This is a genomic window from Pseudomonas sp. B611 (assembly GCF_055407965.1).
This window is the reverse complement of record NZ_JBUZST010000025.1, coordinates 35,189-47,077: the sequence shown is the minus strand read 5'-3', so window position 1 is coordinate 47,077 and position 11,889 is coordinate 35,189. Positions and strand designations below refer to the sequence as shown.

Annotated in this window: 9 protein-coding genes and 1 pseudogene; 4 read left to right on the top strand and 6 right to left on the bottom strand. The window is 58.7% G+C overall.

Features of this window, described 5'->3' with window-relative positions; all coding sequences use genetic code 11:
* The first annotated feature begins 323 nt into the window (after nt 1–323).
* Nucleotides 324–842: a YkgB family protein gene (locus tag ACZRMO_RS28250; protein WP_003464991.1), complete on the top strand. Its 519-nt coding sequence runs from the start codon at nt 324–326 to the stop codon at nt 840–842.
* A gap of 29 nt (nt 843–871) precedes the next feature.
* Here ACZRMO_RS28250 and ACZRMO_RS28245 read toward each other — a convergent pair whose 3' ends face one another.
* The 3 genes from ACZRMO_RS28245 to ACZRMO_RS28235 form a co-directional block, all read right to left on the bottom strand.
* Entirely contained in the window at nt 872–1,717 is an 846-nt protein-coding gene (locus tag ACZRMO_RS28245; protein WP_003464995.1) for an AraC family transcriptional regulator, read from the bottom strand.
* Nucleotides 1,718–1,953: 236 nt separating this feature from the next.
* Nucleotides 1,954–4,983 (bottom strand): Tn3 family transposase, encoded by a 3,030-nt coding sequence (locus ACZRMO_RS28240; protein WP_024015041.1) that lies wholly within the window; start codon nt 4,981–4,983, stop codon nt 1,954–1,956.
* Complete coding sequence (locus tag ACZRMO_RS28235; protein ID WP_010465829.1) at nt 4,967–5,569, bottom strand: recombinase family protein; 603 nt, start codon at nt 5,567–5,569, stop codon at nt 4,967–4,969. Before ACZRMO_RS28235 ends, ACZRMO_RS28240 begins: the two co-directional genes overlap by 17 nt.
* 532 nt (nt 5,570–6,101) lie before the next feature.
* Here ACZRMO_RS28235 and ACZRMO_RS28230 point away from each other — a divergent pair.
* The 3 genes and pseudogenes from ACZRMO_RS28230 to ACZRMO_RS28220 all read left to right on the top strand — a co-directional run.
* On the top strand, nt 6,102–7,424 hold the full coding sequence (locus tag ACZRMO_RS28230) for a methyl-accepting chemotaxis protein (RefSeq protein WP_049277574.1): 1,323 nt from the start codon (nt 6,102–6,104) through the stop codon (nt 7,422–7,424).
* Between the two features lie 74 nt (nt 7,425–7,498).
* Nucleotides 7,499–8,743: an HD-GYP domain-containing protein gene (locus ACZRMO_RS28225; protein WP_463975018.1), complete on the top strand. Its 1,245-nt coding sequence runs from the start codon at nt 7,499–7,501 to the stop codon at nt 8,741–8,743.
* Nucleotides 8,744–8,893: 150 nt separating this feature from the next.
* Nucleotides 8,894–9,169 (top strand): annotated as a pseudogene (locus tag ACZRMO_RS28220) (putative ATP-dependent zinc protease); the annotation flags it as partial.
* Here the strand turns inward: ACZRMO_RS28220 and ACZRMO_RS28215 are convergent.
* The 3 genes from ACZRMO_RS28215 to ACZRMO_RS28205 form a co-directional block, all read right to left on the bottom strand.
* Nucleotides 9,084–9,701, bottom strand: coding sequence for a recombinase family protein (locus tag ACZRMO_RS28215; RefSeq protein ID WP_049277571.1), 618 nt, complete (start codon nt 9,699–9,701; stop codon nt 9,084–9,086). The pseudogene ACZRMO_RS28220 and the gene ACZRMO_RS28215 overlap by 86 nt on opposite strands.
* A 63-nt stretch (nt 9,702–9,764) precedes the next feature.
* Entirely contained in the window at nt 9,765–10,982 is a 1,218-nt protein-coding gene (locus ACZRMO_RS28210) for a TniQ family protein (RefSeq protein ID WP_054471483.1), read from the bottom strand.
* Nucleotides 10,979–11,887, bottom strand: a complete 909-nt coding sequence (locus ACZRMO_RS28205; RefSeq protein WP_003465065.1) for a TniB family NTP-binding protein — start codon at nt 11,885–11,887, stop codon at nt 10,979–10,981. Before ACZRMO_RS28205 ends, ACZRMO_RS28210 begins: the two co-directional genes overlap by 4 nt.
* Nucleotides 11,888–11,889: the final 2 nt, after the last annotated feature.

The window sequence follows — 11,889 nt, the reverse complement described above, 5'->3', positions numbered from 1 at the left end:
GCGCGGCTAGTTGGTAGCTGTTCTAAGCCTAGTCAGTGCCGCCCTTCGCCCCAAGCCCCATAGTCAGATTTGAGAAATGACAGTAGGCGATGCCGCAACGCGCTTCATCGACCTATGTAAAACGACTCCTTTATCGAAATAGTGCACTCATCGCTCTCCACGGCGATCCCTTCATCGCGAATTGCACCGCCCAAGACGATCTGCACTGAAATCAATACTTTCTGATGCCTCTTGATTAGAGATGCCAGCCATAATAATCTCATCGCCAACGCATACGGCGTTCGGCAGCCAACACACTCTCACTCACTACTGGAAGCTCAGACATGAAAACCATAGGCATTGAAAACTCGAAGTCCAGCGTACAGGCCCACTTAACGCTTGGAACCAAAACTATGGGGCTAGGTATCTATGGCGCGTACTTGGCTCTCGCTATTATTTACTTCTGGTTCGGCGGCATGAAATTTACCCACTACGAGGCCGAGGGCCTGGTTCCACTGGTGAGCAACAGCCCGCTTTTGGGATGGGTGTATAGCATTTTTTCGGTCGACATGTTCTCCAGCCTGCTCGGCATACTAGAGATTTCGATCGGCACTCTGATCGCAGGCCGCATGCTGTCGCCCAAACTATCCGTGGTAGGAGGCGCTCTGTCTGCAGGCCTGTTCTTCACAACCCTTAGCTTTATGTTTTCCACTCCGGGCGTCATTGAGCCTAGTTTAGGGTTTCCGGCGATTTCCGTTGCGCCAGGTCAGTTTCTGCTTAAAGACTTAGGGTTGCTTGCTGTTTCGATATTTGTGGCAGGCCATTCGCTGGTTGAACTGGAAAAACGTAAAATTAATGCATAATTTTTTCAATGGCTTAAGGCAGTAATGCCTTAGGCCTTTTTGCCATCATTTTCCCCCGCCAGATCTTTCAACCAGTCACGAGGGCTCAACCCCGTCTTGCGTCTAAATGCGCGAGACAGCGCCGAAGGACTTTCGTAGCCGACTTGAGCTGCAATCAGCGTAATCGAGCGCCCTTCTCGCATCAGCTTCTGAGCCAGGCTAACTCGCCAACTCAACAAATAATCAGCAGGCGTCTGTCCGATGACACTCTTGAAATGCACGGCATACGCAGCGCGTGACATATTTGACTCACTGGCCAGCTCTGCTATTGACCAGGCATGTTCCGGGGAGTTGTGCATCTGTAAAAGCGATCGGGCAAGCCGCATGTCGGCCAGTCCAGCCATCATTCCGGTGCGCAACTGGTGATGATCGAGCAGGTAACGGAGCAACAGAATGATTAGGAGCTCAAATAAGCGCTCAAGCGCGGCTTCCCTTCCACAATGCACATTTGCCGCCTCGGCAAACATCCACTCCAACGTGTCTGCCAGCATGGGCAGATCATCGAGTGCGAGCACCAAACAGTCCGGTAATGAAGCCGACAAAGGATTATCAATTCCGCCCTCAAACTCCATGGAAGCACACAACAACTTTGCGCCATCGGACTCACCCGCAAACAATTGATGCTTGGCGGGGCGTGGCATAAAAATCAAGCTAGGGCGAGTGAGCTGCAAATCCTTGCGATCGGGACCAAGCAACGTCACGCTGCCGGCCTGAAGCAGATGGATATAACCTCGCCGCTCGGCGCCATCGTAAGATGCAGAGCCGCATAGGTCGCCGTCATAGAACAGATTGGCCCGCACGCCGAACCGCGAGAGCAAATTAGACAAACGATCCATTGGCCGATCCTTGACGAGTCAGAACGCACAGACCATACCATCTGCGTTGTCGTTCAGTGCCTGTAGCGAACATGCCGGCGTAAATCAGCCAACGGATAAAGTGATCACTGAGCAGCTCAGCCTCCCTTTCCAGTTCGGCTGTTAAAAAAACAACACCGTTGTTTGAAAGCACCAGCAAATCAAGTGCTCACTCTTCTATTTTACGGGGTTGTACGCCGGAATCCCAGAAATTTCCGTCAGCCCAGCTCCAGTCCCGCCACGAGCGCATCCAGGTCGATGAACTTGCCGTCAGTCTGGAAGGTGTAATGCCCGTTCAGCAGGATGTGCCGCCAGGCCGCTGGCGACATCTGCGTGATCAACGCCAGCGCCTTGGCATTGCCAGCTGCCTCGTACTTCGTCAGCAGCAGGGACAGGATCGCCGAGTTGTAGAAGATGATCGCGTTGCCGATCAGCCTGGCGCACTGGTTGCTGATCTCGATTTCGATGTCGGTGCGGCCGGTCAATTCCTTCTTCCCACCGACTTGGGCGATGGTCGAGCGTAGCTGGTGATAGGACTCAATGCGGTTCTGCGAGCGGTGAACATTACGCTCCAGTTGCGGGTCGCGCAGGTAGCGCAGTGTGTAGATACTGCGGATGAGCTTGTCGAACTCGAAGATTGCGCGCCGCGTCGGGTTCGGCGCCGTATAGGTGCACAGCTTGCGGATCAGCGTGCCCTGCGTCATTTCCTTCAGGCCCAGTGTGGCGACGATTCGGTCGATGTTCGCCTTCTCACCGACGATGAGTTGCCGGTCGATCTGGCCAGCCGGCCGGATCAGGCATTTCTCGTACAATGCCAGATCATCGGCGCAATACAGCTCCTGCAACTGGTCGTCGAGGTCGGTGAAGCGCGGCTCGAAACGAAGTCCGAACCAGTGCAGGATGGCGAAGTTGGCCTTGTTGATGCTGTGCATGTCGCCGGTGATCGCGCTCGGCACGATGTCCGACGTGTTGCGGTACCAGATGTCGAACACGTGGTGAGCCTCGTACTCGTGTGCGCCTATCAGGTAGCCGTTCAACGGCACGTGATTGCACAGCAGCGTGTAGGCGACGACGCCCTTGCCGCGGCCGAAATATTTGCGCGAGTAGCGCGCCTTCACAGTTGGTCGCTCGACGCCGAATTTCTGCCCATCAACGGCACCGTACAACGAATCGAGGTCGAACGAGTAATGCGGGAAGATCGGCAGTGCGGCGATGGCGTTGCTGATGCAATCGTTGGCCACATGTAGCGTCGCCTGGCGCAGGTACTGCTGGTAGGTACTCTCCAGGACGTGGTACGGGATGTCGCTGGTACGTGCCATAACCTGGTTGCCGTGGTTCATGGCTTGGGCAATGATCACCGCCATCAGACTGTCGGCGTCGGCTACCTTCTTCGCATAGCGTGGCTGCAATGGTGTCAGCGCCGACAGGAACTGGCACTGGCCGTTGACGAAGCGAAACACGTCGGCGACATCGCAGTATGGCAGTTGCTCGTAGAGAGCTTGCTCGCGCGCCTTCTGGTTCTCCCCCTTGGGCTTGCGCCAGGTCAGTCTCTGCGTGTCCTTGTCGTATTCCAGGTGCGTCAGCTTGCCCTGTTTCAGCTCGCGATTGAACGCCACCCATTGCGCACGCAACTCGGTCGCCAGTGCATCGAGCTGGGCACTGACCGGCTGCCGCAGGAAGGGGATGTCCATCTGCGCGAGCACTGCGGCTTTCTCGTCCATCGAAACCAACTCGTCGGACAAATGCCGGTGCTGCAAGCTATCGTCAATGTAGAGCTCGCCCGCCTGGAAGCGTTTCCTGACCTGACGGTAAAGCCAGAATTCGTAACGATCGGCATGCAGGCCTGTCGGCGTGCCTTCGGCATCGAACATCAGCAGGTACGGACGCAAGCGTTTCGGCAGCGTTGCCGCCGGACATTCGTCGAGTGGCCGTTGTGATAGGCGCTGCTGCTTGGCGAACACGCTCTTGGCCCAAGTCAGCGCCGCGAGCCATGGGTTATCGGGGGCCGTGCCGGCGAAGTCGAGCGCGACGTACAGCGGCCGTAGATGGCGTCGAATGCGTTCGGCCAGGCCGTCCACCGCCTGCCAGTGCAGCGCCAGTTTGTTCAGTGGCTTGACGCTCATGCGCTGCGCCGTGTTTTGCAGCAATTCCCTGGACATGATTTTGTAGGCGCGTTGGCGCACCTCGCCGAACGGCGTCGGATCGGCCACGCTGTCGTCCACGTACAGCGACAGCAGGCGGCCAACCTGCGGCGTTTCCTGATGGCGTCGCAGCTGTTCGGCGACAAAGGACTGTTTCGCACCCGTGCGGCTCTCGTCCTCAAGTTTTTTCATGTGGAAGGCCATCGCGTCGACCAGGTTGTCGGTGAGCTGCCGGTAACGTACCCAGGCATAGCACAGCAGGTAGAGCCGGGTCTGCTCCGCCTTCAGGTGGCGCAGGTCATGGACGGTATAGAAGTTCGCCAGGCTCGCGTAGTACAGCAGGTTCTGCTGCGAGATGCCGAGCTTGGGCAGCAGCGCCTTGGCGATCCCGTGCAAGGACTTCAGCGTGGCGCGCTTCTCGCGCTCCCCTGCCATCTGACGCCAGCCGAAATCTTTAGCGTCCTGCTTGAGCGCTGCCAGTTGAGACAGGGTGTCGTCACGCACCAGGAGCTGGCCCAGCGCAGCTTTGGCCGATTCGTCCAACACTTCTGCCAGCAAGCCGCCCAAGCGCCTGCGTTCGGTGGACAGGGCTTCACTGACCAGCTCTTGTAAGGTGGTGTGGCCGGGCCGGATGATTTTGTGCTCGCTGAGCCAAACGATCAGTTCGGCGGCCACGAATCCTGGCATTACGTCGCGCCGCACGATCTGTTCAGCCTGCTGTGCCAGTTGCGGCAGGAAGCTAGCCGCCCACGACCGGTAGCCGAACAGTTCGGCGATCTGACCCCTCTGGCTGTAGTGCTCATGCTTGGTGATCGCCTTGCGTTCGAACGCTTCGCCGTGGAAATAGCGACTCAGCACGAAGGCGCAATCGTCCTCGACCTCATGCCAATCGAAGCGGAAGAAAGCATGCTTGGCCTTGAAGTAGCCGATCTGCAAGACGCAATAGACTTGGGCCTGCAGGCTAGGCCGGCTGCTGGCGAACGCCAGTTCAGATTCGGCCAACGCCAGGTATTCCAGCCGCTGAGCATCGTCGAAGTCCGGTAGGCCGTACAAGGCTTCCTGCTCTGCGTCAGAAAAGACGGTGAGTAGCTTATTCTTGTTGCTCATCGACCGTCCTTCCCGCACCACGCCAACCTGCTCGCGTCAATGTTTCGATCAACGTAGTGCGCTTGACATTGAAGTTGCGGCACACCGCCGCCTTAGACATGCCGCCATCGAGCGCGGCGACGATGGCGTCCAGCTTCTCACCAGTGATCGCCTGCGGCCGGCCGCCGATCCGGCCGCGTTTGCGTGCGGCGGCCAAGCCCGCGACGACGCGCTCCTGAATCAAGGCGCGCTCGTACTGCGCGAGCGCACCGAACACCTGGAACAGGAATTCGCCCGAGGGCGTCGTAGTGTCCAGGTTCTCTGTCAGCGAGCGGAACGCCACCCGCTTGTCCTTGAGCGAAGTCACAATGGCGAGCAGGTGCGACAGCGAGCGACCGAGCCGGTCGAGTTTCCACACCACCAGCACATCGCCGGCTCGAACGAACTCAAGCGCCCGCGCCAAGCCGGCACGGTCATCCTTCGCGCCAGAGGCACGATCCTCAAACAGGTGACGCGGATCGACGCCGGCGGCGAGCAGCGCGTCGCGCTGCAAGTCCGTGCTCTGGCGGTCGGAGTCCGACGACACGCGCATGTAGCCAACCAACATAGGCGGATAACCATCAAAAACAGGTTTCCGCATAATAGTGAATAGCGATAGAGTTTTCCGTACATTTTTGAGGGGGTGTTGCACAGGTAGCTGTCATTTTCAGAAGTCGATTGCACCTAAGGTCAGAAGTCGATTGCACTACTGAGGAAGCCCTCGCTGTTGCGGACTCATGGGCTGGCACGAGAGGATCTCTATAGGTCATGTACATCCGAGCCCCACCCCACCACTCGCAAATTTGTAGGCAAAGGTGTGTCAGGAAAATGAGTAACCTGACGCTAGTCAATCTGGGGTACTGACAGCTATGGCATGCCGCCAGATGGACATTTCATGCTAATAGCGTCTTGCAGGACACGAGTGGTAGCAAATAGACACTAATAGTCGTTGCATAAACTTCCAACATTCAGCATCTTGCAACGGTAACCATGGACGGAGACATTGAGCCGCTTACACCGATGAGCAAGGTTTTTTGGTTGGCAAGCGCGATCACTATGGACGGACTTTCATCGGTTTCCACTTCAGAGCTATTGCCATCGTGCTATTCAATTCTAATAAAAAAAATATCAGCGCCCTGCAACAAACCATCGCCCAGCAAGCCAGTCTGCTCGAAGCCATCAACCGCTCCATGGCGGTAGTCGAATTCGACCTCAATGGCATCGTCCTCCGGGCCAACGACAACTTTTTAAAGACCATGGGCTATCGCCTGGAGCAAGTGCTCGGCCAGCCGCACCGCCAATTCTGCACGCCTGCCTATGCCCGCAGTGGCGAGTACTCACAATTATGGTCCCGTCTCAACGCCGGCCAGTTCGAGTCGGGCACCTTCGAGCGAATTGCCGGCAATGGCCAGACGATCTGGCTGGAAGCCAGCTATAACCCGGTCAAGGACGAGCTTGGTAACGTGGTGAAGGTGGTTAAGTATGCCCTTGACGTCACCTTGTGGGTACAACAGGAGAGTGAAGCCAAAAATAAGTTGCAGGCCATAGACCGGTCCATGGCCATCATCGAGTTCAATCTGGACGGCAGCATTATTGACGCCAACCAGAACTTCTTGGATGTGGTCGGTTACAGTCTGGCCGAACTCAAGGGCAAACATCACAAACTGTTCTGCCGTCCAGCACTGGCCAACGGCAGCGAGTACCAGGACTTCTGGCGACGCCTGAATCAGGGCGAGTTTTTCAGTGGGCAATTCGAACGGGTAGGCAAGCGCGGGCAAACCTTGTGGCTGGAAGCTAACTACAACCCGGTGTATGACGCTAGCGGACGGTTATGCAAAGTGGTGAAGTTTGCTACAGACATCACCGCCAAGATGGAGAAGCATGCGCAGGACGCTCAGAGCGCTAGCGAGGCGTATCACATCTCGGTCGAGACACGCCAAGCGGCTGAACATGGCTCCACGGTGATCCAACAAGCAGCGAGTGAAATGCGGGAGATTGCCTCGAATATCGAAGGTTCGTCAGCCCTCATCACCAAACTTGGCGAACGCTCCGAGCAGATCACCACCATCGTCAACACCATCCGCGGAATTGCCGATCAGACCAACCTGTTGGCTTTGAACGCTGCTATCGAAGCCGCTCGAGCGGGTGAACAAGGTCGCGGCTTTGCGGTGGTGGCCGATGAAGTCCGTCAGTTGGCCGCACGCACCAGTGGCTCGACGGCGGAGATTTCCGGGATGATTGGCATGATCCAGAACGAAACACAGCTAGCCATCAAGAGCATGGAAGGCACCCGTGACCGGGCCACTAAAGGCGTCGACCTGGCGGATCAGGCGGGCGCGGTGATCCAGCAAATTAGCGACGGTGCCAGCAATGCGGTGCAGGCGGTGAGTATGCTGGCCAAGGAGCATGGTCATACCCGGTAGAACTCACGAACAGCCGGATCATCGGCACTGCGCATAACAGACGTGTGGTCAAATCCTATGGGGAGATCTTCATCGTGCTGAAACGTATCGCGGTTACCGAGGTCCGCCTCGGCATGTACATCCATGAGCTTTGTGGTTCATGGATGGACCACCCTTTCTGGAGAGCGCGTTGGTTGCTCCATAGCGAGCACGATCGACAGCGCATCCTCAAATCCAATGTGACGACGCTATGGATCGACACCAGCAAGGGGCAGGACACTGCCCAAGGCCAGGCAAGCAATACGCTCGAAGAAGTTGAGGTTGAAACCGAAGCCCGATTGCTAGCCGTGGACAACACGGCGCTGCCGCCTCTAGCCGGGATGACTGAAGAGCTGTCACGTGCCCTCAAGCTCTGCGCCCGCTCCAAAGTCGCCATTGTCGAGATGTTCAACGAGGCGCGCATGGGCCAAGCTATCAACTTGGAGCACGTCGCGGCGCTGGTGGAGGAAGTTTCCGACTCGGTACTGCGTCACCCCAATGCCTTAATCAGCCTGGCACGTCTGAAGACTTCCGCCGAATACACCTACATGCACTCTGTGGCGGTGTGTGCATTGATGATTGCCCTGGCCCGCCAGCTTGGCCTGTCGGCCGACCAAGTCCGGGAGGCAGGCTTGGCCGGCCTCCTGCACGACATCGGCAAGGTGTCCATACCGGATGCGATCCTCAATAAGCCTGACAAACTGACCGACGCCGATTTCAGCATCATGCGCAGCCATCCCAGAGCGGGCGGCAGGATGTTGCTGAAAAGCCGCCAGGTCAGCGCGCTCACGCTCGACGTTTGCCTGCACCATCATGAGAAGGTCGATGGCTCCGGCTACCCCTATCGCCTGGTCGGTGAGCAAATCAGTCTGTTCGCGCGCATGGGCGCGGTGTGTGACGTGTATGACGCGATCACGTCGGAGCGCCCCTACAAGAGGGGCTGGGATCCCGCCATAGCGATTCGCAAGATGGCTGAATGGAAGGGACACTTCGACGACCAGGTGTTCCAGGCCTTCGTCAAGTCGGTGGGCATCTACCCGGTTGGCGCCTTGGTGCGCTTAGAAAGTGGGCGTCTCGGCGTCATCATGGAGCAGCACAAGAGTTCACTGCTGACACCCATGGTCAAGGTGTTCTTCTCGACCCGCACGAAAATGCCCATTGCCCAGGAACTGGTTGATCTTAGCAAACTGGCCGGTCGTGACAAGATCGTCGGCCGCGAGTCGGCTAGCGACTGGGGTTTCAAGAACATCGAGGAGCTATGGTCGGGCCTCCCCGCCAGCAAGAGGTCGCATTTCGATTAAACATCGACGGCAATCGCGTCGTGAGGACCAACGCGACAACCGCCTGCTTTGCCTGCCATACCTCACAAAAAGATCACGGCTATGTGTTCAGCCGCTTGCGTGACTGAGGGTGAACCATAATGGACAGAAGGTAAAACAACTTGTCCGTTCGAGCATAAGGTTGAGCGTAATTTAAAAGTCCGGGGTGCCGGTGGCGCCGAGCACCAACCGGTGGTGCAGATGACTATTTGCATTGGAGACCAGATCTATAACGAGCAGTTCTCCTTGAAGAATCAAGGCAAGATGAACTACCCCGTTCTGATCGGGCGTCATACTCTTGAGAATCAGGATTCTGAGCAACTCATTGGGCTCTCTCCAGTAGTTTCGCTCCGTCACGCCGCAGCTCGCCCTTGGGCGAGACATGTCGATAGAGCGTCTGACGGGTAATATCCAGCTCTTCACACAAATCCGACACCTTGGTTTCCGGCTGTCCCATGGCCGCCATCGCTAGGCGTAGTTTGGCAGCGGTCATCTTGAACGGGCGCCCCCCTTTCCTGCCGCGAGCACGCGCCGAGACGAGCCCGGCGACCGTCCGCTCAGAAATCAACTCCCGCTCGAACTCTGCCAGTGCCGCGAAAATCCCGAACACCAGCTTTCCCGCCGCAGTAGTAGTGTCGATGGCCGCACCGTGGCCGGTAAGCACCTTCAGTCCTACGCTACGCGCGGTAAGGTCGTGGACAGTGTTAATTAAGTGGCGAAGGTTACGCCCTAGTCGATCGAGCTTCCAAACCACCAAGGTATCGCCTTCACGCAGGGCCTTCAGACACGCGGCCAATCCGGGCCGATCATCTTTCCGTCCCGAAGCCATGTCCTCATACAGATGTGCAGCTGCCACTCCGGCAGCAATCAAAGCATCTTGTTGCAGAGTAATTGTCTGGGAGCCGTCTGCCTTCGATACCCGCATGTAGCCGATCAGCATACCGCCCCCATTGTCACAAATACGTTCGATTATGTGACAGTGTGAGCCAGAAAGTTCTCGCCGTCAAAAACTGTCACTTAACCCGTCATTTAGTCTAAGACCTGCAAACGGCCATTCAGGCTCGTAATGTGACAAAAACTCCGGCGGAATGCCCTCCTTGGTGAACGTGGCGCGCAAACGTTCCAGGGATTCGGGGTCGCGTCGCCCGTAGGACGCCAGTGTGAACAGCAAGCGGGCCGTCTCCGGGTTGTGTCGCGCTTCAATGATGGCCTCATCGATGGCCTGGGCTGCTCGTTGCCAGTGGTTGATGGGTTCCGGCTTCGGCACCTTCGCCGGCAGGCCGTTGGTGAAACCAGTGTGCGGCTCCGTCTGAAACAGCGCGGCCTGTTCCCCGCGCGGGATCAGCGCCTTTGACTCGATCAGCGTGATGGCGGTGGCCGCCGCCTCCAGCATCTGCCACTGCACCGCCGGGGCCAGAATCTCGTAGGGACGCCACAGACTCTGCCCGGCGCGCAGCGGATGGCCGCAGCGCTCCCAGACATGGCGGATGCTCGCCGAGCAACTGCCGCAGTGCGAGAGCGGCGTGTTCAGCTCATCAAGCAGGGTGCGCAGCAGCCGGAACCACAAGCCGGCGTGGACACGCCGACGCGGCAGCTCCACAAAACCCGTCGTCAGCGCCTGCCAGGTGCGCCGGTCCATGCAGGCGATTGCGTCATCGGCAGGGCGCGGCGCAGCATCGGCGATTTCCCACTGAAGATACCGGCCGTGCATGCCCCAGTAGGACTCCAGCCAGCAGCCATGCTGCGGGCAGCTCAGCATCAAGGGGAGCTGCCAGACGAGTAGCACAGCTTGATTCGTTGGATCGTTCAGACACTGCGGACACGCCCGGCGAATCGTCTGGCTCGGTAGCCAGGCACGCCAGCGAGTGATGGACCGCACCTTGCGGGTGCGCTTGGGCAGGAGCACCGCGCATTGGAATGTATAGGTTTCCAAGGCTGCTGGTACCGAATCGTCGAGACTGTCGAGCAGCCACGGCACCCAGCCTGCAAGACTCATGCTGCGCAACCGCTCCAGCTCGACGCCACTGCGCTGGCAGAGCGCCGTCAGCAACGACAAGGATGGTGCGGTATCCAGGTCATCAAGTTGGCTGTGACCAAGATCGTGGGCCAGCAGCTCGTGCACGTCCATCTGGTAGCAGGCGGCGACCCGGTTGAGCCATGAGGACAGGGCTTCGCCTTCCTTGGGTGCCGGATGCAGCGGCCAGCGCGGCGCGGACTTCACATCAGTTCCCGCTCGAACTGTCGCCGCCGCTCACTGGGGCCGATGTAGTCGGCCATGCTGAGCGTGCGGTGGTTGATCGCTTCCTCGCCACTCTCCACGGCGGCGACGGCCGCCGCCACCAGCAGATGTGCAAGCTCGCCGATGGTGCCTTCGCTCCGGGTGAGCAGGTAGCGGGCCATGTCCAGCGTGGCAATCGGGGATGGCCGCCGTAGCGGGAGTGACGCCGCGAAGCTGGCCAGCAGCGAGCAGCAGTCCTCATTGGCCTCCCACGGCGGCAGCAGCATCGGCTCGAAGCGGTTTTCCAACTGATCGTCCGAACGGATGGCCAGGTACGCCTCGCGCGTGCCGACCCCGACCAGGGGGATACGCAGCTCGTTGCCGAGGAAGCGCAGCAGGTTGAGGAACTCGCGCCGGTTAACGCTGTTGCCAGCCAGTACATTGTGCAGTTCGTCGATCACCAGCATGCGCACGCCGACCTTGCGCAGCAGGGCCAGCGCCAGTTGCTCCATTTCCGGCAGCCGTGGGCGCGGGCGCAGCGGCGCGCCCATCGCAGCCAGCAGCGCGACATAGAAGCGGATCACCGATGGCTCTGACGGCATCTGCACGACCAGCACCGGGATATGTTCTTGGTCAGCGTCGGTGCCGACCGGGTGCGCCCGCCGGAATTTCTCGACGATCATCGACTTGCCGTTGTTGGTGGGGCCGACCAGCAGCAGGTTTGGCATGCGTTGCTTGTTCGGCCACGCATACAGAGTTTCCAGCCGGTTCAGCGCCTCGACCGCGCGCGGGTAGCCGATCCAGCGGTCGGCGCGAATGCGCTGGATGCGCTCGTCTGCCGGCAGCCTGGCCAAACCCTGTGCCGCTGGCAGCAGGTGGGACAGGTCAATGACGGGATATTCGTCCACGG

Bases quoted from the DNA above. Each gene is read 5' to 3' on its own strand.
- ACZRMO_RS28250 (WP_003464991.1), top strand. From the start codon at position 324: ATGAAAACCATAGGCATTGAAAACTCGAAGTCCAGCGTACAGGCCCAC.
- ACZRMO_RS28245 (WP_003464995.1), bottom strand. From the start codon at position 1,717: ATGGATCGTTTGTCTAATTTGCTCTCGCGGTTCGGCGTGCGGGCCAAT.
- ACZRMO_RS28240 (WP_024015041.1), bottom strand. From the start codon at position 4,983: ATGAGCAACAAGAATAAGCTACTCACCGTCTTTTCTGACGCAGAGCAG.
- ACZRMO_RS28235 (WP_010465829.1), bottom strand. From the start codon at position 5,569: ATGTTGGTTGGCTACATGCGCGTGTCGTCGGACTCCGACCGCCAGAGC.
- ACZRMO_RS28215 (WP_049277571.1), bottom strand. From the start codon at position 9,701: ATGCTGATCGGCTACATGCGGGTATCGAAGGCAGACGGCTCCCAGACA.